Raw genomic sequence first — 24,313 nt, 5'->3', positions numbered from 1 at the left:
AATAAAAAATTTTTGTTAACGTTGAGTTAAAATTAAATCAATTAATCCATATTTTATAGACTCTTTTGCTGATAAAAAACAATCTCGTTCTGTATCTTTATTGATTTTTTTAATAGATTGACCGGTATGAAAAGACATTAATTGATTTAATTTCTTTTTCATTTTTATAATCTCTTGTGCATGAATTGCAATATCTGATGCTTGTCCTTGATATCCACCCAATGGTTGATGAATCATAATTCTTGAATTTGGTAAACAAGATCGTTTACCCTTAGTTCCAGATGAAAGTAAAAAAGCTGCCATTGAACATGCTTGTCCTATACAAATAGTATTAACATCAGGTTTTATAAATTGCATGGTATCGTAAATAGACATTCCTGATGTAATAATTCCACCTGGTGAATTGATATACAAAAATATATCTTTTTCTGAATCTTCTGCTTCTAGAAATAGCATTTGTGCTACAATAGTGCTTGCCATGTTATCTTCAATGGTACTTGTTATAAAAATTATCCGTTCTTTCAATAATCTAGAATATATATCATATGAACGTTCCCCTCTTGAATGTTGTTCAACTACCATGGGAACTAATACTGAATTAGATGTCATTTAATTTTCTCTGTAGAATATTGTAGTATATATTTCAATTAAAATTATTTAAAATTTAATTTTTTAATATAAAGTATATTTTTTAAAAATTATATTCTTAATATATTAGAATTTAAAAAACTAATTTTAGATAAAAGTTTCTTCATTATGTCTCCAGTTATAATTCATAATTTCATCCAGAGTCCACTGTTTTTTAATAATTTTAATGTTTTTTATCAGGAATTCCATAACTTGCATTTCTAATTCTATATCTTTTATAGTTTGTTTTAATCTTGCGTTATTTTTATATATATTAATAATTTCTAATGGTTTTTTATAGTTTAAAGATATTTTTTTTATTAACAATTCTACTCTTTTTTCATTTACTAACATTTTATTATTATTGATAATTTTTTCTATAATTAATTTTATTTGTAATCTTTTTTTAGCTTTTGATTCGAGATCAGTATGATATTTTTTTTCTAAAATATTATCTTTTTTTTCTTTATATTCTTTTGTATATTTATTATATAAAAAATTTATTTCTTCTTTTAATAAAATTGAAGGTATGTTTATAGGATTTTCTATTGTTAATTTTTTTATGATTTGATTTTGTAAATGATTTTGAGTTAAATTTTTTATTTGATCAATAATATTTTTTTTTATAGTTTTATAGTTTAATTCGGTCAGTTCATTTTCTTTAATTTTTTTTATGTTTTGTTGTATTTCAATATTTTCTTCTTTTTCTTCAATATTTAATATTTTAATTTTAAATGTAATGTCTTTACTACGTAATTCTTCTTCTGGATGAAATTTATAAAAATTTATTTTTAAAAAAATAACATCGTTGATAAAATGGTTTATTATTTTATTATTTAATTCAGGTATAAAATTATTTTGAGAAACGATAAACTTAACTTCTTCTGTATCGAATTTTTCTATTTTTTTATTGTTTTCATAAATACAATAATTAATTGTTACTAGATCGTTAATTTTAACTGCTCTATTAACTTTATTCCACTTATCTTCTTTATATTTTTGTTTATCTACGTTTTTTCTTATATCTTCATCTGTAACATTCACTATTATTTTTTCTGCTGTAATAAGTTTTACATCTTTTATTTTAAATTCTGGATAAACTTCGTAGTCTACAGAATATTTAAAATATTCTTTTTCATCTTCATTTTCGTGCATAAAATATTTTGGAAAACCAATAATTTTTATTTTTTCTTTTTTTATAAATTCATAAAAAAATTTTTGCATTAGTTTATTAAATACATCATAATAAACTTCATTACCATATTTTTCTTGTATAATTTTAATAGGAGTTTTTCCTTTTCTAAAACCATTTATTTTTGTTGTTTTATTAATTTGAACAAATTTTTGTATAAGATCGTTATTAACTAGCTTTTTTGGAATCTTAATTGTGACACGATCACTATTTTTTTTATTTTTTTCCATAAAAAATTTCATTTTTTGCCTCAAATTGTTTTAGATATTCTATAACTTTAAAAAATATTCTACATTTTTAATATTTCATATTCTTTATGAGATTTATTTTAAATAAAAATCAATTTTTTCAAATCTATAAAAATTTCTAGTATATTTTTAATTTAATTAATTATTTTTAGATATTTTTTTAAAAACTTTATAATTTAAAGTTTATCTTGCTAGATAATTTTTTTAAACATTTGTTTTCATAATTTGAAAAATATATTAAATAATTGGCTTCTTAAAACAAAATTTTTTGTTATTTTTTAACACATTTTATAGAATTAAATTCTTGATATTTTTTATCTTTCCATTCGTTTAGAGTATAAGTATATAGTGTAATTGAATATATACTTTCCTTTTCTATTTCTTTTAAAGATTTAAAAATTATACGGTGTCTAAAAACTAAATTTTTATCAATAAAATCATCGCTAACGATAATAATTTTTATATGACTAATTATGTTCGTATTCGTAGAATAGTTATGCAGTTTGCTATCATCGTAAATATTAATAGAACTTATATTGATTTTAGATTCTAAGTGTTTTTTTATTTTTTTTAGATACATGGAATTATTGTTATATCCTAACTGATTTTAGATAAAAGATAGAAATTGTGATAAAAAATATTTTGTATTATATTTATATATGTTTTTTTTTAAACATTTTTTTTTGAATAAAAATTTAATGAACAATTGATTTTATTGATAAAAATATATTTTTTTATTTTAAATGTTATCAATTTTTAAAAAATAATTCAATTATTTCACAAATTATTGATTTTATAAGATAATAGTATTCTTTAATTTAATTTATATTAAATAAAAAATTTAATTAAAAATAATATTTTATAAGATAAAAATTTTTAATAATAAATATTATATTTTGAGGTTTTTTAATGATATCTATAAATTTTAATAATTTTTTTAAGACATTATTATTAATTTCAATTGTTTTTATGTTACACGGTTGCAATAGTGTTTTATTAAATCCTCATGGAACAATTGCTATTCAAGAATGTTCAATATTATTAATATCTTTTTTAATGATGCTATTTGTAATAATTCCTGTAATTTTTATGACTGTATATTTTTCGGTAAAATATCATGCGTCTAATGTAAATGAACAATATAAACCAAATTGGTCTGATTCTAAAAAAATAGAAGTAGTAGTATGGACAGTTCCAATTTTAATAATTTCCTTTTTGGCTTTTTTAACATGGAATTATAGTCATATATTAGATCCTCAAAAATCTATAATTTCTAAATATAAACCTATAAAAATAGATGTTATATCATTAGATTGGAGATGGTTGTTCATCTATCCTGAATATCGTATTGCAACTATTAACGAAATTATGTTTCCTGTAAATAGACCTATAATTTTTCATATTACTTCTAACTCTGTTATGAATTCTTTTTTTATTCCTTCTCTTGGTAGTCAAATATATGCTATGCCTGGAATGATGACTAAATTGAATTTAATTGCTAATGCTCCCGGAAAATATAAAGGAATATCATCTAATTATAGTGGTAGAGGTTTTTCGAATATGAAATTTACTGCAATATCTGTATTAGATACTAAAAAATTTGAAAATTGGATTAAAAAAGCACAAAAATCCCCTAAAAAACTAAATCAAATGAATATTTTTAATACCATTTCTTTACCTAACGAAAATCATTTCATAGAATATTTTTCGGATGTTAAGAAAAATTTATTTAATGAGATAATTAATCAAACTTATTTAAAGAACAAAGTATTCAAACATTAGAAAACTTTAATATAAAATGTTAAATGTAGAGGAAATAAAAATGTTTGGAAAATTGACATTAAACGCTATACCTTTTAATGAGCCAATTATAATGGTTACATATATTTCCATTATTCTAATTGCATTATGTGTTTCTTTGAGTATTACTTATTTTAAAAAATGGAAATATTTATGGTTTGAATGGTTTACTACGGTAGATCATAAAAAAATATCTATTATGTATGGAATACTTGCATTTATTATGTTGTTTCGTGGTTTTGTTGATGCAATATTAATGCGAACTCAACAGGTAATTGCATCTTCAGGAAATACAGGTTTTTTACCACCGCACCATTATGATCAAATATTTACAGCTCATGGTGTTATAATGATTTTTTTTGTAGCCATGCCTCTTGTAATTGGATTAATGAATTTAGTGATTCCATTACAAATTGGAGCTCGTGATGTGGCTTTTCCCTTTCTCAATAATTTAAGTTTTTGGTTAAATGTAAGTGGTGCTATTTTACTCACTCTTTCTTTAGGAATAGGTGAATTTGCACAGACAGGATGGTTGGCGTATCCTCCATTGTCTGGAGTTAAATATAGTCCAGGAGTAGGAGTAGATTACTGGATTTGGAGTCTTCAAATTTCCGGGATTGGCACTACTTTGACAGGCATTAACTTTTTAGTAACAATTTTAAAAATGAGAGCACCAGGAATGTGTTTTTTTAAAATGCCAGTTTTCACTTGGGCTTCTTTATGTACTAATATTCTGATTGTAATTTCTTTCCCAGTTTTAACTATAACTCTTTTATTGTTAACTTTAGATCGTTGTTTTTCTTTTCATTTTTTTACTAATGAATTTGGTGGAAATGCAATGATGTATGTTAATTTAATATGGATTTGGGGTCATCCAGAAGTTTATATTTTAGTTCTTCCTGTATTTGGTGTTTTTTCAGAAGTAGTTGCTACTTTTTCAAAAAAACGTTTATTTGGATACGTATCTTTAGTTTGGGCAACTTTAGCTATTACTGTTTTATCCTTTATTGTTTGGCTTCATCATTTTTTTACCATGGGTGCTGGTTCAAACGTTAATGCTTTTTTCGGAATTACTACTATGATTATAGCGATTCCTACTGGAGTAAAAATTTTTAATTGGTTGTTTACAATGTATCAAGGTCGAGTTTATATGCATTCTTCCATGCTATGGACTATTGGATTTTTAATTACTTTTTCTATTGGTGGAATGACAGGTGTGTTGTTATCTATTCCTCCTGTTGATTTCATGTTACATAATAGCTTGTTTTTAGTTGCTCATTTTCATAATGTTATAATTGGTGGTGTTGTTTTTGGTTGTTTTGCTGGAATCAATTACTGGTTTCCTAAATTATTTGGTTTTATTCTAAATGAAGTTTGGGGTAAACGTGCTTTTTGGTTTTGGATAATAGGTTTTTTTACTGCTTTTATGCCATTGTATTTTTTAGGTTTTATGGGAATGACTCGTCGTTTAAGTCAAAATATTGATATTGAATTTCATTTTTTATTATCTATTGCAGCTATTGGTGCTGTTATTATTGGTATAGGTATACTATGTCAAATAATTCAATTTTGGGTTTCAGTAAGAGATCGTCATGTTAATTTAGATATTACCGGTGATCCATGGGATGGAAGAACTCTAGAATGGTCTACTTCTTCTCCTGCTCCATTATATAATTTTGCTATTATTCCAGATATTAAAAATAAAGATGATTTTTGGGAAAGAAAACAGAAAAAGAATCAAGTTCAAGAAAATCAATATAATGAAATTCATATGCCTAAAAATACAGGACTAGGTGTTTTTATTAGTTTTTTTTCTTTACTTTTTGGTTTTTCTGCAGTATGGGATATTATCTGGTTGTGTTGTTTATCTTTGTTCATTGTTATTATAAGTTTAATTTTTAAAAGTATAGACGAAAATATTGAGTACACTATATCAGTGAAAGAAGTCAAAAATATTGAAAATCGACACTTAGAAAATCTTCAAAAAGCAGGTTTAAAATGATAAAAGAAAAAATAAAAAATAATAAGTTATTTGGATTATGGATATATTTGATGAGCGATTGCATAATATTTGCTGTTTTATTTGCTGTATATGCAATTATTTCTTCAAATTTTTCTACAAATTTTATTAATCATAAAATTTTTAATTTATCTTATGTTTTTCTAGAAACATTTATTTTATTATTAAGTTCATTGTCATGTGGCATGCTGACTATACAAAAAAATAAAAAAAATATTAAAATAATATATTTTTATTTACTTTTAACATTTTTTTTAGGTTTATCTTTTCTATTAATGGAAATTAATGAATTTCATCAACTTGTTTTAGAAAACTATAGTCCTAGTCGACATGCTTTTTTTTCTATTTTTTTCACTATTATTGGTGTTCATGGTATTCATATTTTTTTTGGTTTAATTTTTATATTATCTATTTTTTATCAACTATTCAATTTAGGAATAACTAACACTATTCGTATTCGAATATTATGTTTTAGTTTGTTTTGGCATTTTTTAGATATTATATGGATCTGTGTTTTTACTTTTGTTTATTTAAATGGAGTTATTTAATGAATAAATGTGAAAAAATAAAAAACAATTTTAATAAAGAAATAAAGTCTTATATAGTAGGTTTTTTGTTTTCTTTATTTTTAACTATTATTCCATTTTTTTGTACTTTAAATCATTTATTTTCTAGAAAAGTGAATTTTTTTGTAATTTTACTATGTGCTTTTAGCCAAATTATAGTTCATTTTGTATTTTTTTTACATTTAAGTTTTTCTAAAAAAAATTCGTGGAATATTATATCTTTATTATTTGTATTAATTATTATTTTTATTATTGTGTTTGGTTCTGTATGGATTATGTATAATTTAAATCATCATCTTATGTTTTAACTACTACTTACTTGAAAATATTTTATTTATATGTTAAAAAATTATTTAGAAATAACAAAACCTCGTATTATTATTGGAAATATTATTTTAATAATAGGTAGTTTTTTGTTTTCATCTTTTCCTAATTTTAATTTTTTTTTATTTTTCTTTACTATTTTCGGAACTTCTTTAGTTATTGCTTCAAGCTGTATTTTTAATAATCTAATTGATATCGATATAGATAATAAAATGAATAGAACTAAGAACAGAGTTTTAGTAAGAAACTTAATAAGCCCCATATCAGCATTAATTTTTGCTTGTTTTATTGGAATTGTGGGGTTTTTAATATTAGGTTTTTTAGTGAATATTTTATCAATGTTTTTATCTTTTATAGGATTTATTATCTATGTTTTTTTCTATACTTTTTTATTTAAGAGAAAATCAATATACTCAACCTTTGTTGGGAGTTTTTCAGGTTCTATTCCTTCTGTTATTGGACACACTGCTGTTAGCAATGATATTGATTTTTTTTGTTTTTTGCTCTTTATTACTTTTATATTTTGGCAAATGTCTCATTTTTATGCTATTTCTATTCTTCATATCAATGATTACAGAAGAGCAAGTTTACCTTTTTTTCCTCTAATAAAAGGCATTTTAAAAACTAAAAAACATATCTTTTACTATATAATATGCTTTATGATTTCTACTTCGATGTTAACTTTTTTAGGTTATTTAAGTTATATTTTTCTTTTATTTTTTTCTTTTGCTTGTTTTTATTGGTTATATATATCCTATTTAAGCATACGAGCAAGAGATGATAAGAAACTTTCTAGTAAATTATTTTATTTTTCTATCGTAATAGTTACATTATTTAATTTTTTGATGTCTATAGATTTTGTGTTTTAAATTTTTATAAACATTGTGAAGGTTTAGGTATACCAGCTATCTTACTTGCTTGTTTAGCTGGTCCTTCAGGAAAAAGTTTAAATAAATAAATACTATTACTTTTTTCTCGACCTATTTCTTTTTCTATGCTTGTAATCAACATTCTCATAGATGGTGTTATATTAAATTCGAAATAGAATTTTCTTATAAAATGTATTACTTTCCAATGATCATCCTTCAAAATAATTTTTTCTTTTTTTGCAATTTCTTTTGCTAATTTTATATTCCAATCTGTAGCTTTTTTTAAAAATCCTTCGCTGTCTTTTTCGATTTTTTTATATATTTTTTTTTTATGATTTTTTTTTAGCATAATGTAAATAAGGTATAAAATTTTAATAACAATTGAGTTGGATATGAAAAATTATAAAATGAATTTTGTAGAATTACAAGTTACGTTGAGTTTTTGTATTGTTTTTTTGCTACGAATGTTAGGTATATTTGCAGTTCTTCCTATTTTAAGTAAATATGGATTATATTTAAATAATGGAAATAAATTTTTAATTGGATTGTCTATTGGTATTTATGGGGTGACTCAAATAATATTTCAAATTCCTTTTGGAATGCTTTCTGATAGATTTGGTCGCAAGGAAGTAATCATATTTGGTCTTTTTATTTTTTTTATTGGTAGTCTTATTGCTATTAGTACTAGTTCAATTTGGACTTTAATAATTGGTAGAGCCATACAAGGTTCTGGAGCTATTTCTGGTGTTTCTATGGCATTATTATCTGATTTAATTCGTAAAGAAAATCGTATAAAATCAATTTCTATTATAGGTGCAAGTTTTGCTATTTCTTTTTTAATTTCTATTGTTTCTGGACCAATCATTGCTGAAAATTTTGGTTTTTTTTCTATTTTTTGGATTTCGGCTATATTATCTATTTTTTCTATTCTAATTGTTCTTTTTTTTATTCCTTCTTCTGAGAAGAAAATTTTAAAAAATCAAAAAAAAGATATTTTTCAGCATAAAATACAATATATTTTTAATAAAATATTTGTTAGATTTTATTTAGGTGTTTTTTCTCTTCATTTTTTATTAACAATGAATTTTTTAATTTTACCTTATGAGTTTGAATGTTCTGGTCTTTTGTTACATTATCATTGGATAGTCTATTTAACTACTATAATAATTTCTTTTTTTATTTTGTTTTTTATTGTTTTTTATTTTAAATTTCATTTTTTTTTAAAAAATGTTATTGAAATATGTATTTTTTTTATTTTTTTATCATTTTTATTTTTTTTATTATCAAATCATAATTTGATATGTTTAATATTTTCTTTACAAGTTTTTTTTATTGCTTTTAATATATTAGAAATTTTTTTTCCTTCATATTTAAGTCAAGAAATATCTATAAATCACTATAAAGGTAGTATAATGAGCGTTTATTCTACAAGTCAATTCTTAGGGATAGCTTTCGGAGGGATTTTAAACGGATGGTTATATACCTTTTTGAGTACTAAAGATATTTTTTTATTTGAAATTTTTATTGTTTTTATATGGTTTATATTTAGTTTTTTTTGTAAGAAATAACTTTTTTGTAGTATAATTTATATAAATATTGCGAATATTTATATATTTTAAGTTAATTTTTTTATTAGTCTAATAATTATTCTTCTTTTAGGTGTTGGAATATGAATTTTTCTCATTTATATGAGACTTATTGTAATCGTATAAATAAAAAGTTATTTGAAATAATACAGGAATTGCCTTTTCAAAATTCTGTTCTTTTAAAGGCAATGAAATACAGTACTTTATTAGGAGGAAAGAGATTACGTTCATGTTTAATATATATTATTGGCGACATGTTTCAAGTACATATTACTACACTTGATGTTATATCTGCAGCTGTTGAATTAGTTCATTCTTATTCTTTAATTCATGACGATTTACCATGTATTGATAATGATCATTTTAGAAGAGGAAAGAGTTCTTGTCATATAAAATATGGTGAAAATTTTGCTTTATTAGCAGGTGATGCATTACAAGGATTGGCATTTAATATTTTATCAAGTAATCATATGCCAGGAGTTCATGATTCAATGCGTTTAAAAATGATTTCTGAATTTTCTAATTCAATTGGTTATTCCGGGATGTGCATGGGTCAAATGTTAGACTTAGAAAAAGAAAAAAAAAATATAAATATATCTGAACTAGAAGAGATTAATTTATATAAAACTGCATTTTTAATTCGGTGTTCTATACGTTTAGCTTGTTTTTCGTCAAATCATTTTTCTAAAGAAATTTTATTTATTTTAGATAAATTTTCAATTTCTATTGGTTTGGCTTTTCAAATTCAAGATGATATTTTTGATTTAAAAAATGATACTAAAAAATTGAAAGATAAAAAAAATACATATCCATTATTAATAGGATTAAAAAAATCTAAAATTAAAATAAAAGAACTATATAAAGAAGCTTTTTTTGCATTAGAACATTTAAAAAAAAAATTTGATGTTAATAAATTAGAATTACTAACGCAATTTATCATTAAACGTTTTAAATAAGTTTAATAATGAGTTTCCAATGAACTTTGATATTACAAGATATCCAATTTTATCTTTTGCTAATTCAGTAAAACGTTTGCGACTTTTATCGATTAAACAATTACCTCAATTATGTATAGAATTACGAAAATATTTATTGGACGTTATTTCTATTACTCAAGGACATTTTGCTTCTGGATTGGGTGTGATTGAAATTACAGTCGCTTTGCATTATGTTTATAATACTCCGTTTGATAATTTGTTATGGGACGTAGGACACCAATCTTATCCGCATAAAATATTAACAGGAAGAGCTAAAAAAATAGGTAGTATTAGAAAAAAAAATGGATTACATTCTTTCCCTTTTCGAGAGGAAAGCAAATATGATGTTTTAAGTGTCGGACATTCTTCTACTTCAATTAGTGCAGGTTTGGGATTGTCAATTGCCGCTGGAAAAGAAGGAAAAAATAGAAAAACTATTTGCGTTGTGGGTGATGGAGCTATGACTGCAGGTATGGCCTTTGAGGCCATGAATCATGCGGGTGTGATACAATCTGATCTTTTAGTTGTACTAAATGATAACCAAATGTCTATTTCAAGAAATATAGGTGCTTTAAATAAACATTTAAAATTTTTAAGAAATATAAAAAAAACTAACGAAATTGTCAATTTTTCAATATTTGAAAATTTAAATTTTAAATATTTAGGTCCATTTGATGGGCATAACATTTTTAAATTAATTGAAATTTTTAAAAAAATAAAAGATAAAAAAAAGAGTTGTTTACTGCATTTAATTACTAAAAAAGGAAAAGGTTATCTCCCTGCAGAATTAGATCCAATTAAATGGCATACAGTACCTCAATCTCTTTCTTCATCTTCTAAAGTTCTTACTTATTCAGATGTTTTTGGTTCTTGGTTATGTGAAGTGGCTTCATTTGATAAAAAAATAATAGCTATTACACCTGCTATGTGTGAGGGTTCAGGGATGTTAAAATTTTCCCGTCTTTTCCCTAATCAATATTTTGATGTTGCTATTGCTGAACAACATGCCGTCACTTTTGCAGCTGGTCTCGCTATTGCAGGATATAAACCTGTTGTGTCAATTTATTCTACTTTTTTACAACGTGCTTATGATCAAATTATACATGATGTGGCATTACAAAAATTATCGGTTTTATTTGCCATTGATAGAGGGGGAATAGTAGGACATGATGGTCCAACACATCAAGGAATTTTTGATTTATCTTATTTAAGATGTATTCCTGGAATTATCATCATGACTCCAAGTGATGAAAATGAATGTAGACAAATGTTGTATACAGGTTATATGCATAAAGAAGGTCCTAGTGTAGTTAGATATCCAAAAGGTAAGGGTATTGGAATATCATTATCACCAATGAATCCAATTCCATTAGGTAAATCTCTTATTAAAAGAATTGGAGAGAAAATAGCTATTTTAAATTTTGGTACTTTGTTACAAAACGCTTATTTAGCAGCAGAAAGTTTAAATGCCACACTTATTGATATGAGATTTGTTAAACCATTAGATACAAATATGATTTTAAGATTATCGTTAAAATATAAGTTTTTTGTTACAATTGAAGAAGGCGTTATTGCTGGTGGCGCAGGTAGTGCAGTAAATGAGTTCATTATGATGAAAAAGATTTTACTTCCAGTTTTAAATATTGGATTGCCGGACACATTTATTTCTCAAGGTAGTCAAGAAGAAATTAAACATGATTATCAATTAGATTCAGAAGGAATTCAAAAAAAAATACTTTTATGGTTGTCAGATTAGAATAATAAAATTTTTTTTAATTCTTTATTTTTTTATTTTCAATGCCGCTTTATCTAAAACACCATTAATAAATTTATGACTATCTTCAGATCCAAATAATTTTGCTAATTCAATACCTTCATTAATAGATACTTTATAAGGTATATCATTTCTTTTATATAGTTCATAGAATGAAATTCTAAGAATAGCTTTTTCAATCTGTCCTAGTTCTTTTAATGAACGAGACAAATATGGTTTCATTAAATTATCTATACTTTTACAATCATAGGTTATTCCTATGATTAATTCATAAAAATATATAATATCAATGTTTTTTTTATTTTTTTCTTTTAGAAATTCTATTGCACTATCTTTTATATTATTTTGAGAAATTTCCCAAGAATATAACATTTGTAAAGCACAAGCACGAGCTTTTCGTCGAAAATTTGGTTTTATTACCATATTTTTTTCCAATTCTATTTTATTTTAAAATTTTTTGTTTTTAGGTTCTAATTTCAATCGTATATCAGGTCCTATTCGACGAATATCCTTAAAATTAAATTTAAGACAGTTAAATAATTTTAATTTATTATCAAAAATAAATAATGGTTTTGCTTTATGTCCTAATATTTTAGGTGCCATATATATAATGATTTCATCAATTAATTCTAGTTTTAAAAAAGAACCAGATAAAGTACTGCCTGCTTCTATCCATAAATTATTAATTTCTGAATTTCCTAAAAATTTTAAAACAGACAACAAATCAACATTTTCTTTATGCGAATTCATTATAATTTGTTTTATGTTTTCTGGCCATATTTCTTTGTCTAATTTTAATCGCATTAATAAAATTTTTTCTTTTGTTTGTATTATTTTATGCGATTTTTTAACACGGTTTTTACTATCTATAATAACCCTTATAGGATGTTGAAATATTTTTTTAGGAAAAACAGATAACGTTTCTTTATTAAAGTCTTTATGACGTACAGTTAGTAAAGGATTATCATTTAATATAGTAGTACTACTAGTAAGAATAGCCGAGCTTTTTGCACGGAATTTTTGCACATCTTCACGTGAATTTTTTGAAGTAATCCATTGACTTTCTCCATTTTGCATTGCTATTCTTCCATCTATTGACATTGCTAATTTTAGTTGTATTCATGGCAATCCTGTTCTCATTCTTTTAAAAAATCCTTTATTGTACTTCTGAGATTCTTTTGACATTAACCCTGTTTTTACACAAATACCTTTTTTTCTAAGATATAAAACTCCTTTTCCAGAGACTTTAGGATTAGGATCTAAACTAGATATTATTACATTTTTTATTCCAGATTCTATAATTGCATCGCAACATGGAGGGGTTTTCCCAAAATAATTACATGGTTCGAGTGTAATATAAGCAGTTGAGCCTTGTGCTTTTTCTCCTGCTACTTTTAAAGCATTAATTTCGGCATGATTTTTTCCATATTGTTCATGCCAACCTTCTCCTACAATTTGATTATTTTTTACTATTACACATCCTACATTAGGATTTGGAGAAGTTGTAAATTCTCCTAATTTACTAATTTTTATTGCTCGTGTCATATAAAATATGTCTTTCATATTTCACCAATATTTTTGTATTTAAATATTTTTTAAATAAAGTGATTAAAACCTGTTTTTTTAAAAATTATTTTTTTTTGATTTTTTATTAAATTAAATCCATTTTCTATGGGTGTAACATAACCGATACACGTACATTTAATTATTTTTTTTTTAATAGCTAAATTTAATTTTTTAACATTTTTTTTCGAAATAGTAAAACATAATTCATAATCTTCCCCCGAATTTAAAGCCCAGTTTAAATATTGATTAATTTTAAAGTTATCAATTAAAACTTTAGAAATAGGTATTTGATTTAAATTAATATCAGCTCCACATTTACTACTTTTTAATATATGACCTAAATCAGAAATTAGACCGTCTGATATATCAATAGCGGCATTGGCAATATTTCTTAAAACTATTCCTTCAGAAATTCTAGGAATAGGTTTTAGATGTTTTTTGATTAAATAATTGCATATTTTTACATTTTTTAAAAAAGTTTTTTTTTGAAGTAAAGATAAACCTGCAGCACTTTCTCCGAGATTTCCAGTTATGTATATTAAATCTCCGTTTTTAGCATTTTCTCGTAGCAATGCATTTTTTCTCTCTATTAATCCATAAATACTTAATGTTATACTTAAAGGACCAGAATTTGTATCTCCTCCAATTAAATTTAATCCATATTTATTTAAAATATTAAAGAAGCTTATACTAAATGACTTCAGCCATATACTGTCAGATTTTGGCATTGTAATAGACAATGTGATCCATTTTGGTTTAGCCCCCATAGCAGCTAAATCACTAAGATTAACTGCCACAGCTTTGTATGCTAACTCTTTAGGAGTTATATTTTTTAAAAAGTGTTTTCCTTCAACTAAAGTATCAGTGCTAATTGCAAGAAAATTTTTTTTTGGTACTTTTATTAAAGCACTGTCATCTCCAATTCCCTTGATTTGATTTTTATCTTTTCTTTGACGGTTTTTAAAAAATTTAGATATAATTTCAAATTCGTTATATTCCATAATTTAATTGTTTATTTTTTTTAATTTTTTCATAACATTAATCATTTCTAATGCAGCTAAGGCAGCTTCAGATCCTTTATTACCCATTTTCGCACCTGATCTTTCAATAGATTGTTGAATATTTTCTGTAGTTAATATTCCCATTGTGATTGGTATAAAATACTTTGCGCTTATCTTTGAAAGATTCCCATAGGTGTCATTTGCAATATGTTTAAAGTGATCAGTACTTCCTTTGATAATTGTACCAATTGCAATTATGGCATCATATTTATTAGTATTTGCAAGATAACTTGCTACTACGGGTATTTCATAAGTTCCAGGAACATATATTTGTAAAATTTTTTCTTTCTCTATTTGACCTATTCTTGTTAATGTATCTATTGTTCCAGATAATAAATTTTTATTAATAAATTCATTAAATCTGGCTATTATTATAGCGATAGAAGTATTTTTAACGGTAATTCCTGATTGAATTATGTTCATAATTTTTCTTTTTTAGTTATTTTTTTGAATCAAACTTTAAGTATCCAAGCGTATCCATAATGATTATAGAAACCTGCTAATAAACCAGCTTTTTCTCCGATTCCTTGGTAAATATCAAAGTGTTGTCCTTTAATCACACCTCCTACATCTAATGCAATTAATAAATACATTTCATATTTATGAGTAAAAGCCCCTTTTTTATCAAGCAAAGGTATTTGTACTAACACTACACTTCCACTTTTTATTATAGATTTATCTACTGCCATCGCTGCTTTTTCAACTAATGGTATTGCACTAGCACCATATGCTTCTTTTCTTCTAGTTTCTTTAAAAAAAACAAAAGATTTATTTTTTTCAAGTAAATCTTGTATTTCCTTTTGATTATGATGTTTACACCAGTTTTTAATAGCTTGCATCGACATGTTTTTTTTTTGTATATCTCCATTTTTTATTAAAATTTGACCAATACTTGTATATGGCCAATTATTTTTTTTTGAATAACTAAAAAAAGATAATGGTTTTTTATTACCATAATCTATAAAACCACTGCCTTGAATTTCCATAATAAAATTATCTATTAAAGAATTGCTATAAGCTAAAACATATTTTTTTTTCAGAACACCATTATATATATCTTTTCTCTGTGGTAATGTTTCATTTTTTTTAAAATTAGAAGGCATTCTGTATATTGGATATATAAAATTTTTTCTTTTTATCTTACTTGCTTTTACTATTGGTGTATAATATCCGGTTATTTTAACATTCCCGTAGTTATCTACACCTTTCATTTGAAATAAATTAATTCCAAATTTGTTTAGTTCATTTATATCTGCTTTTTTTTTAACCATTTTAATATAACGTTATAAGTAGATATATTTTTTGCATATAAACTTGGAGAAAAAAATTTAATCTTTTCAAGTTGTAGAAGAAATTCTTTTTGATTCACTAATTTAGTTTTTGTATTTATTTTTTTTACATTAGTAAAGTTTTTAATTAACTTATTTTTATATTGTTGACCTTGATTTGTATTTTGAGTTGAAAAGGCTACTGAAAAAATAAAAATTAAAGTTAAGATTATTTTTGTTATATTTTCTTTCTTTTTGATTTCATTAAGTATATAAATTTTATTAAGTATATAAAAGTTAAGCATAGCAGTTTTATTAAATATTTTTAAGTTTTTTTAATAAACAATATATTCGAATCTAAGAAAAAATCATTAAAAAAAAGGTTGCTTTTTTTTTATTAAAGATGTATTCTTTATTACTAAAAGGCGCGGGGTGGAGCAGTCTGGTAGCTCGTCGGGCTCATAACCCGAAGGTCGTTGGTTCAAATCCAGCCCCCGCAACCAATTTTTCAGATTCTAAAAAAATAATCCCATCTTACAAAAAATATTCCAAATTTTACTTTTTTAAAAATTCATATTACAAATATGACAAAATTTTTTTATTTTTGATTTTTTAAGATAAAATATATGTTCAAAAAAAAGTGAATTATATAAAAAATAATATATAGATTTAAATAAAAATGCAAGAGGATTATCATGAGAGAGCGTACTACTGAATTAGTTCAGGGTTTTCGCCATAGTGTACCCTATATTAATGCTCATCGCGGGAAAAAATTTGTAATAATGTTAAGTGGTGAGGCAATTAAATATGGGAATTTTTCCGGTATTATTAATGATATAGGATTATTGCATAGTTTAGGTATTCGTTTGATTGTAGTATATGGATCTTGCCCTCAAATTAACACTAATTTAAAAGAAAAAAATATTAAAATCACTTATCATAAATATATACGTATTACTGATTTGTTATCTTTAGAACAGGTAAAACAAGCGGCAGGAAGATTACAACTTGACATAACAGCACGTCTTTCAATGAGTTTAAGCAATACCCCTTTACAAGGAGCTAACATTAATGTTGTCAGCGGTAATTTTATTATTGCTCAACCTTTAGGTGTAGATGATGGTATAGATTATTGTCATAGTGGTCGTATTAGAAGAATTGACAAGAAAGCGATTAATTGTCAATTAGAAAATGGAGCCATAGTTTTAATTGGACCAGTAGCTGTTTCTGTTACAGGAGAAAGTTTTAATTTAACTTCTGAAGAAATTGCAACTCAAGTTAGTATTAAGTTAAAAGCTGAAAAAATGATAGGTTTTTGTAGTAAGCAAGGTGTAATTGATAGTCAGGGAAAAACTATTTCTGAATTATTGCCTAATGATATACAAAATAAAATTAAAAAATTAGAGCAGCAAGGTGATTACATCTCTTCAACAGTACGATTTTTAAAAGGAGCAATCCAAGCTTGTAAAAGCGGAGTCAATCGCAGTCATTTGATTAGCTATCATAAAAATGGAGCACTACTACAAGAATTATTTTCGCGTGATGGAATCGGAACACAGATGGTTATGGAATCTGCAGAAAAAATACGACAAGCAAATATCAACGATATTGGAGGTATTCTAGAATTAATTCGTCCTTTAGAAAAAAAAGGAATTTTAGTACGTAGATCAAGAGAACAATTAGAAATAGAAGTAGATAAATTTACTATTATTGAACGTGATAATTTAACTATTGCTTGTGCTGCGTTGTATCCTTTTTTTAAAGAAAAAATAGGTGAAATGGCATGTGTAGCTGTTCATCCTGATTATCGAAATTCTTCAAGAGGAGATTTGTTGTTAAAAAAAATGAGGTTAAATGCTAAGAAAATGAATTTAAAAAAACTTTTTGTTCTTACCACTCAAAGTATCCATTGGTTTCAAGAAAGAGGTTTTATTTTAGTAGATGTTGAAATGCTTCCCGAAAGTAAAAAGAAAATGTATAATTATCAACGTTGTTCTAAAATTTTAATGATTGATTTATTTTAGATTTTTTTAATTTTTTTAATAAAAATTTCTTTTGTTGAAAAAATATTTAATTTTTTTCGAGTTCTTGTAATACCAGTGTATAAAACATCTTTTTTTAAAATTTTCGAATCTTTATTTGGTAGTATTAATGTTACATTGTCAAATTCAGAACCTTGAGCTTTATGTACAGTCATCGACCAAGCAGTTTCATAATTTTTCAATATTTCTACGGGAATATTTTTAAGGATATTATCTTTTTTTAAAAAAGACACTTGTAAGATATTTTTTTTACTAAGATTAGTGATACCTATTTCACCGTTAGATATTCCTAAATATTTATTATTTTCTGTGATTATAATAGGTTTTCCTACATACCAAAATTTGTTGTTTATATAAAAGCGTTTATCAAAAATATTTTTTTTATACATTTCTTCTTCTAAAATTTTATTTATAAAATTTACACCAAAAAAACCATTTCGTACAATGCATAATATTTGATGATTTTTAAAAATCTTTATTATTTCTTTTATATTTTTTTTTTCGTATATTTTTCTCCAAAAAATTTTACTGCTATTAATAATAACACTAATCATGTTTTTGTATTGTTTTTCAGAATTAACTTCATAGAAGAAAACGTTTTCTATTAAGTTTTTAAATAATTTTTGAAAAATTTTTTCTTTATTATTATAAATTGCATTTGACAATATATATATTCCTGTTTTTTTTCCAAATCTATAGCTTTTTTTGAGAATACATATTTTATCACTTATATAAGCAGTATTTTTTTCGTTTATTTTGTTATTTTCCATTGTATTTTGTGTAATTTTTTTTAAAATAGATTTAGTTTTTAAACTATATCCATCCTTAGCATAATTACAAATATGTTTCAAAATAGAACTTGATTTTACTGGTTTTAATTGATTATGATCTCCAATAAAAATTATTTTAGTTTTTTTAGAAAGTGCTGATAATATATTACTCATCATTAAAATATCTATCATAGATGCTTCATCAATAATTAAAACATCCATGATTAGACGGTTTTTTTTATTAAAAAAAACCTTTTCAGAAGTTTTTGAAATTCCTAGCAATTGATGTATAGTAATAGGATTAAAAAAAATTATTTTTTTTTCTTCTTTACCAAAATAACAATCAAATAATTTATCATTTAATGTTTCTATTAAATGTTCTGTAGCTTTTCCTGTTGGTGCGGATAATTGAATTTTTATTGTTTTTTTTGAATTTTTTATTAACGCAATAATTATTTTTAATATTGTAGTCGTTTTACCAGTTCCGGGTCCTCCAGTTATAAAAACAATATTATTTATTAAAGTTAATGCTACAGCTATCTTTTGAAGATCATCTTTTTTTTCAGGAAATAAATTATTTAATATGTTAAAGCATTTCTTTATATTAATTCCATCAAACTGATCATTTTCATATAAACGTTTCAAAATTTTTTTTTCAGCTTTCCATATCTTATACAGATATACTTTCTCTTCAAATAATACCAAAGGAGTTATAACAGAACCGTCACTAAACGACGTGTGTTTTGATAATTCTAATGACCAATTTATTTTTTTTTTGTTTAAACATTCTAAAATTTTTTTGATAAATTTTTTATTTGAGATAGAAAAAAAATAGTTTTTTTCGAAATATTTAATTGGTAAAAAAATGTGACCATTTTTACTTTCAAAGCTCATACAAGCAGATACCAACATAACAATAGAGTTTTCTTTTGAAATGAATTCCGAAAAATAAAAATCAATTAAACTGATAATATTTTTCTTTGCTAAATTTTTTAATAAATGAGACATCTTCATTTTAATTAAATTACTTATTTTTTTTTAGAAATAAATTAGTTAATTCTTTAATTAACAAATAATTTGGAATAGTAAAAAAAATGCTATCTTTTCTCTTTACACCTCGTACAAACATATAAAATATTCCGCCGAAATGAGTTTTATAATGATATTTTTTTATTTTTTTCTTTAAATATTGATGTAATGCTAATGTATATAGCTGATATTGTAAATCATATCGATTTTTAATAATTTCTTTTTTTATATTCTCAAAAGAATAAGAATTATCATCATTACCTAAATAATTAGACTTATAATCAAGTATATAATATTTTTTATTGAAAATAAAAACTAAGTCAATGAAACCTTTTAAAATTCCTGTAACAGGATTAAAAAATATTTTTGGAGAAACAGAAGAAATTAAATCAAGAGATTGAATAGTTTGATTAAAATCTTGACTATATAATATGTTTTTTATAGGTAAAAAAAATTCTAATTCTTTTATATATTTTGTTTTTTTTAATGACGATAACGTAATATTTAAATTATTTATTTTTAAATTTAAAATATCATTTATCCAAGATGTTAATGTTGGTATCCATTTTTCTGAAAATTCAAATTTTTTTAAAACTGTATAAAACCAACTAGTATTTAATGGGTTATTAAATTTTATTTTTTTTAATATGTAATGAATAAGAATACCTGTTTTATTACCATATGGAAAATTATGAATTGTTAGTTTTTTATCTTTTTTTTTAAAAAAACATGATTCAATATTTTCATATTGAATATTATTTAAATATTTATTTTCTTTTTTTAATTTTGTAAAACTAGTTATCTGAGAATACAATTCTATTTCTTTAAGTAAAAATTGGGGTTGCGATAATACATAAAAATTATCTTTCGTCGTTGAAATTTTTAAGTTTATAGCTTCATGTTTTACTTCAATGTACGATTTTTTATTTAGTATTTTTAATTCATCTAGCAACTCTTTATAATTCATACATTTTCCATCTTGTATGATATATCCCAAAGAACTTTGATGAATATCGCTATTATTTTTATCTTTTTTTCTTTTTTTTATTAAACAGGCTATTCCTATACTGCAATGATGAATTGATCTTGTTAAAGCCACGTATAAAAAACGTAAATCTTCTGCTAATCTTTCTTTATCTGATTTTTTTAAAGTTTCATAATTTTTTTTATTATCAAAAAATATTTTCAGAGTTTTTTTTTCATGATAAAAATATGATTTTGATTTATTAAAATCTATAATAAAAGGTATCCAAACAATAGGATATTGCAATCCCTTTGATTTATGTATAGTAATAATTCTTATTATTTTTGATTCTTTAAAATTTTTAATATATTCATTTTCTAATAGAGTGTTTTTCTCTAGTATTTTTTTTTCAAACCAGCGAATCAAAGAATTTTCTTTATAGAAATCTTCAGATTTTTCTTGCAATAATTCAGCTATATGTAAAAAATTTATGTTTTTTTCCTGATTTTTATAAATTTCAAAATTATTAGCATATTGCTGATATTCTAGTATCATTGCTTTAATAGTATTAAATATTCCTATATTTTTCCATTTTTCATTATATTCATATAATTTTTTTATTAAGAAATATGGCATCTCTTCTTTAGGATTTTCTTTTATTTTTCGAACAGCGATTTTATTTAAAATATGTGTTAAAATAGATTGTTTTAACAAATTTATATCATTTGGATCCAAAATAGATTTAAGTATTGACAGTAATTCATAAGCATCAGAAGTTTTAAATACACTTTCATAGGGAGATGAATATTTTGATGTAATATTAACTTTTTCTAATGATTCTTTAACAATTTTTGCTTCTTTTCTATTTCTAACTAATACAACAATATCTTTTTCTGTTAAAACCCTCTCTTTATTTTGATATGAAATTATTGCCTCACCTTTTTTTGCACAATTTAACCAATAACTGATTTCATTTGCACATTGTTTTGCAATCCAATCTCTATAATCTTCAATAGGGACTTTTTCTTTTTTTTGAAAGAAAAAAGAAATAGCAGCTTGATTTTTTTCTTTTATTTTAAATTTTATATTTGAGTTTTTAGAAGATGATAAAATAGGTTCAAATGGAATATTTTTAAAATAAAATGGATTTTTATTTCGTGAAAATAAATAGTTAATAGCTTTGCATATATCTTTTGAAGAGCGCCAATTTGTGTCAAGATAATAATAATTTTTAATTTTATATTTAGCATGCAAATATGAAAAAATATCTGCTCCTCTAAAGCTATATATTGATTGTTTTGGATCTCCAACTAAAAATAATCCTGTTTTTTTATTTTTATATAAAGTATTAAAAATTTGATATTGTTGTTTATTAGTATCTTGAAATTCGTCAATTAATGCCACTGGATATTTTTTAATTATTATTTTTCTTAAAATCTTTTGTTTTTTTATATTTTTTAAAAGAATTTCCAATAAATCATTAAATCCTAACAATGATTTTTTTTCTTTTTCTTTTTTTATAAACTTAGGAATGTTTTTTATAGCATAAAATAAAATAATATTTTTTAAAGAAAAATTTTTTTTTAGTATTTTGCCGATCTCTTTAAAAAAAACATGTTTTTGAAAATTATAATTTTTTGTATTTTTTTCTATATTTTTTTCTGAAAAATATTTTAAACAAATTGGAATTTTATAGTCTTTCGTTTCAGATTCAGCCCATTCTGTGATTTTTTTTTGCCATTTAAAGACATTAAAACTATTATATATTCTTTTATTAATTTGTAATGTATTAATTATTTTTAACATAATTGAATTATAATTCAACCATTTTTTTTTAAAAATATTTATTTTATTTATTATCTTTTCATGAAAACTTATTAAGGTTTCCTTTTTATCAAATTTTTCTTTAAAATTTATTAGTGAATTAATTTGCAATATTGGCTTTATTTCTCTTAAGAGAGCATCTGGGCTATTATAATCTTCATAAATTATTTTAATAATTTTTTTCGGTAAATTATAGAAAAAAAGTCTCCAAAAATCTTGTGTTGCTTGCAAATATAAAAAGGATTCGTTTTCAATTATTTCCCCACTAAAATTAAGAGTGTTGTTTTGTAAAATATCTTGACAAAATCCATGTATTGTATAAATAGAAGCATTATTTATGTTTATTTTAGCATTTTCTAATATAGAAATTGCTTCTTTAAAATTTTTTATTTTTTTTAAAAAAGATTGAAAAATAGGATCTTCGCTTTTTTTATTTATGCATGATGAATATAATTTTTCAATATTTTTTTTTATTCGTATATATAGTTCTTCTTTTGCTGCATTAGTAAAAGTTACCACTAGTATTTCTTCTATTGGTAATTTTTTTATATTTTTTTTGTCTTCTGATAATCCTAATAACAAACGTAGATATAAAAATGCGATCGTACTTGTTTTTCCTGTTCCTGCAGACGCTTCAATTAAGTTGATTCCGTTCAGAGGTATTTGAAATATATTTAATTTTTTTCTCATTATATTAATTTTAGATATTTTTTCATTTTTTTTGATTTTTTAGTATTGGAGTAAACCATTTTTGAGAAATTTTACAAATTTTTTTTACATTTAATTTAGAAATAATTTGTTGTATATACAAATCTTCTTTTTCTCCTGATATATGTTCATTTCCTATCCATGTCTGACATAGTGTTTTATATGCTTTTCTTTTTATATTATTGTCTTTGTGAATGCAATTATTTTTTTTATCATAAACTTTATCAAACCAATTTGATCCTGATTTAAGCAGTAACAAAGGATTTTTTATTCCTTTTTTGTATCCCTCAATATAGTTTAAAAGATAATTATATGCTACGTTAGATGGTAGAGAATAAAAAGAAAAAATTTGTTTTTTATACCCTATAATTTTACTTTCCCCAGTACCTCCTAAAATGCAGTAAATTAAGTGTTCTAACCATAGTGACATCTGATCTCTATAATTAATTATACCTAATTTCCATCGAAGTAAACCTGTACTTTGTATTTCATCTAAACTTCCGTTGATATTGTATTTTTCTATTTTTATATCAAAAATTTCTTTTTTAGGTAATATTCTATATTTGGAAATTTGTTTTATTAGTGTTTCTATTTCTTTCTTTTTTTCTTTTAATAGCAATAATCCAAAATATCCATGGGGTAAAACCCCAGATAAAATAATTTTTTTAAATGTATCTTTTATATTTTCATTTTTTAACATTTTTTTAAAAATTATATGACTGATTTTAAAATTATCTAATTTATTAATTGAAAATGGTTCTGTTATGATATTTTTTTCCGGTTTTCTAAGTTTGATATTTAATGTATGATTAAAGAAATAACGTATTGGATTTTTCCAAAAAGATATTATATTTTTAAAATTAATTTTAATAGAATCAAGGATTATTAAATCTTGTACAGAAAAAATTTTATTGTATATTTCTTTGTTTATTTTTTTTGTTTTTTGAATTTTATTAAAATTAACTTTTTTTATCTGTTTTTTTTCATAAAAATCTTCTTTTTTATGTTTTTTAAGAATGCTTTCAAAAATCTTTTTTTTATTATTTTTTAAATTGTAATGTTCTGAAAAATAAAAATTTGATGCGATATAATTTAATA

General features: G+C 23.3%; 19 protein-coding genes, 1 tRNA gene and 2 pseudogenes. 10 read left to right on the top strand and 12 right to left on the bottom strand.

The window, feature by feature from the left end; genetic code table 11:
* Positions 1 to 15: 15 nt before the first annotated feature.
* The 3 genes from clpP to D9V76_RS02425 all read right to left on the bottom strand — a co-directional run bounded on the left by clpP (position 16) and on the right by D9V76_RS02425 (position 2,647).
* Entirely contained in the window at positions 16 to 609 is a 594-nt protein-coding gene (gene clpP / locus D9V76_RS02435; protein ID WP_158337463.1) for an ATP-dependent Clp endopeptidase proteolytic subunit ClpP, read from the bottom strand.
* A gap of 126 nt (positions 610 to 735) precedes the next feature.
* Positions 736 to 2,061, bottom strand: a complete 1,326-nt coding sequence (gene tig, locus D9V76_RS02430) for a trigger factor (protein WP_158337461.1) — start codon at positions 2,059 to 2,061, stop codon at positions 736 to 738.
* A gap of 277 nt (positions 2,062 to 2,338) precedes the next feature.
* On the bottom strand, positions 2,339 to 2,647 hold the full coding sequence (locus D9V76_RS02425; protein WP_172599436.1) for a BolA/IbaG family iron-sulfur metabolism protein: 309 nt from the start codon (positions 2,645 to 2,647) through the stop codon (positions 2,339 to 2,341).
* Between the two features lie 329 nt (positions 2,648 to 2,976).
* On the opposite strand from D9V76_RS02425, the gene cyoA reads away from it, so the two are divergent.
* Genes cyoA through cyoE form a run of 5 tightly spaced genes read left to right on the top strand, consistent with a single transcriptional unit; the run spans position 2,977 to position 7,646 of the window.
* Positions 2,977 to 3,849, top strand: a complete 873-nt coding sequence (gene cyoA, locus D9V76_RS02420; protein WP_158337459.1) for a ubiquinol oxidase subunit II — start codon at positions 2,977 to 2,979, stop codon at positions 3,847 to 3,849.
* A gap of 40 nt (positions 3,850 to 3,889) precedes the next feature.
* A complete protein-coding gene (gene cyoB / locus D9V76_RS02415) occupies positions 3,890 to 5,869 on the top strand; it encodes a cytochrome o ubiquinol oxidase subunit I (protein ID WP_158337457.1) in 1,980 nt (659 codons plus the stop codon).
* On the top strand, positions 5,866 to 6,435 hold the full coding sequence (gene cyoC / locus D9V76_RS02410; protein WP_158337455.1) for a cytochrome o ubiquinol oxidase subunit III: 570 nt from the start codon (positions 5,866 to 5,868) through the stop codon (positions 6,433 to 6,435). The genes cyoB and cyoC overlap by 4 nt, the downstream gene beginning before the upstream one ends.
* Positions 6,435 to 6,761, top strand: coding sequence for a cytochrome o ubiquinol oxidase subunit IV (cyoD, locus tag D9V76_RS02405; protein WP_158337453.1), 327 nt, complete (start codon positions 6,435 to 6,437; stop codon positions 6,759 to 6,761). Before cyoC ends, cyoD begins: the two co-directional genes overlap by 1 nt.
* Positions 6,762 to 6,791: 30 nt before the next feature.
* The gene (gene cyoE / locus D9V76_RS02400) at positions 6,792 to 7,646 is read left to right on the top strand and encodes a heme o synthase (protein ID WP_158337451.1); all 855 of its coding nucleotides are present in this window, start codon (positions 6,792 to 6,794) and stop codon (positions 7,644 to 7,646) included.
* 4 nt (positions 7,647 to 7,650) lie between these two features.
* On the opposite strand, the gene D9V76_RS02395 is transcribed toward cyoE, so the two are convergent.
* Entirely contained in the window at positions 7,651 to 7,995 is a 345-nt protein-coding gene (locus tag D9V76_RS02395) for a TusE/DsrC/DsvC family sulfur relay protein (protein WP_158337449.1), read from the bottom strand.
* Between the two features lie 58 nt (positions 7,996 to 8,053).
* Here D9V76_RS02395 and D9V76_RS02390 point away from each other — a divergent pair, with 58 nt between their 5' ends.
* From D9V76_RS02390 to dxs, 3 genes are all read left to right on the top strand, one after another.
* Complete coding sequence (locus D9V76_RS02390; protein WP_158337447.1) at positions 8,054 to 9,214, top strand: MFS transporter; 1,161 nt, start codon at positions 8,054 to 8,056, stop codon at positions 9,212 to 9,214.
* 101 nt (positions 9,215 to 9,315) lie between these two features.
* Positions 9,316 to 10,188: a polyprenyl synthetase family protein gene (locus D9V76_RS02385; protein WP_158337445.1), complete on the top strand. Its 873-nt coding sequence runs from the start codon at positions 9,316 to 9,318 to the stop codon at positions 10,186 to 10,188.
* A 19-nt stretch (positions 10,189 to 10,207) separates the two neighbouring features.
* The gene (dxs, locus tag D9V76_RS02380; protein WP_158337443.1) at positions 10,208 to 11,965 is read left to right on the top strand and encodes a 1-deoxy-D-xylulose-5-phosphate synthase; all 1,758 of its coding nucleotides are present in this window, start codon (positions 10,208 to 10,210) and stop codon (positions 11,963 to 11,965) included.
* A 24-nt stretch (positions 11,966 to 11,989) separates the two neighbouring features.
* Here dxs and nusB read toward each other — a convergent pair whose 3' ends face one another.
* The 5 genes and pseudogenes from nusB to mltA all read right to left on the bottom strand — a co-directional run bounded on the left by nusB (position 11,990) and on the right by mltA (position 16,183).
* Positions 11,990 to 12,400: a transcription antitermination factor NusB gene (gene nusB / locus D9V76_RS02375; protein WP_158337730.1), complete on the bottom strand. Its 411-nt coding sequence runs from the start codon at positions 12,398 to 12,400 to the stop codon at positions 11,990 to 11,992.
* A 30-nt stretch (positions 12,401 to 12,430) separates the two neighbouring features.
* Positions 12,431 to 13,528: pseudogene (gene ribD / locus D9V76_RS03230) on the bottom strand (bifunctional diaminohydroxyphosphoribosylaminopyrimidine deaminase/5-amino-6-(5-phosphoribosylamino)uracil reductase RibD).
* A 50-nt stretch (positions 13,529 to 13,578) separates the two neighbouring features.
* Complete coding sequence (thiL, locus tag D9V76_RS02360; RefSeq protein WP_158337439.1) at positions 13,579 to 14,550, bottom strand: thiamine-phosphate kinase; 972 nt, start codon at positions 14,548 to 14,550, stop codon at positions 13,579 to 13,581.
* 3 nt (positions 14,551 to 14,553) lie between these two features.
* Positions 14,554 to 15,033, bottom strand: a complete 480-nt coding sequence (gene ribH, locus D9V76_RS02355) for a 6,7-dimethyl-8-ribityllumazine synthase (RefSeq protein WP_158337437.1) — start codon at positions 15,031 to 15,033, stop codon at positions 14,554 to 14,556.
* A 29-nt stretch (positions 15,034 to 15,062) separates the two neighbouring features.
* Positions 15,063 to 16,183, bottom strand: a pseudogene (gene mltA, locus D9V76_RS02350) (murein transglycosylase A).
* Between the two features lie 121 nt (positions 16,184 to 16,304).
* On the opposite strand from mltA, the gene D9V76_RS02345 reads away from it, so the two are divergent.
* Positions 16,305 to 16,381: transfer RNA gene (locus tag D9V76_RS02345), tRNA-Met, on the top strand.
* 192 nt (positions 16,382 to 16,573) lie between these two features.
* Positions 16,574 to 17,902, top strand: coding sequence for an amino-acid N-acetyltransferase (gene argA / locus D9V76_RS02340; RefSeq protein WP_158337435.1), 1,329 nt, complete (start codon positions 16,574 to 16,576; stop codon positions 17,900 to 17,902).
* On the opposite strand, the gene recD is transcribed toward argA, so the two are convergent.
* Genes recD through D9V76_RS03225 form a run of 3 tightly spaced genes read right to left on the bottom strand, consistent with a single transcriptional unit; the run spans position 17,899 to position 24,080 of the window.
* Positions 17,899 to 19,704 carry an exodeoxyribonuclease V subunit alpha gene (gene recD, locus D9V76_RS02335; protein ID WP_158337433.1) on the bottom strand — a complete coding sequence of 602 codons (1,806 nt, stop codon included), beginning with the start codon at positions 19,702 to 19,704 and terminating at the stop codon, positions 17,899 to 17,901. The two genes, argA and recD, sit on opposite strands and share 4 nt — an antisense overlap.
* A gap of 10 nt (positions 19,705 to 19,714) precedes the next feature.
* Positions 19,715 to 23,197: an exodeoxyribonuclease V subunit beta gene (recB, locus tag D9V76_RS02330; protein WP_158337431.1), complete on the bottom strand. Its 3,483-nt coding sequence runs from the start codon at positions 23,195 to 23,197 to the stop codon at positions 19,715 to 19,717.
* Positions 23,198 to 23,219: 22 nt separating this feature from the next.
* A complete protein-coding gene (locus tag D9V76_RS03225) occupies positions 23,220 to 24,080 on the bottom strand; it encodes a hypothetical protein (RefSeq protein ID WP_437177678.1) in 861 nt (286 codons plus the stop codon).
* Between the last annotated feature and the right edge of the window lie 233 nt (positions 24,081 to 24,313).

Source organism: Buchnera aphidicola (Rhopalosiphum padi), from assembly GCF_005080845.1.
In the GTDB taxonomy this organism is placed as follows: Bacteria; Pseudomonadota; Gammaproteobacteria; order Enterobacterales; family Enterobacteriaceae; genus Buchnera; species Buchnera aphidicola_AO.
The sequence above is the reverse complement of the archived record's forward strand: the minus strand, read 5'-3'. Positions and strand labels throughout refer to the sequence as shown.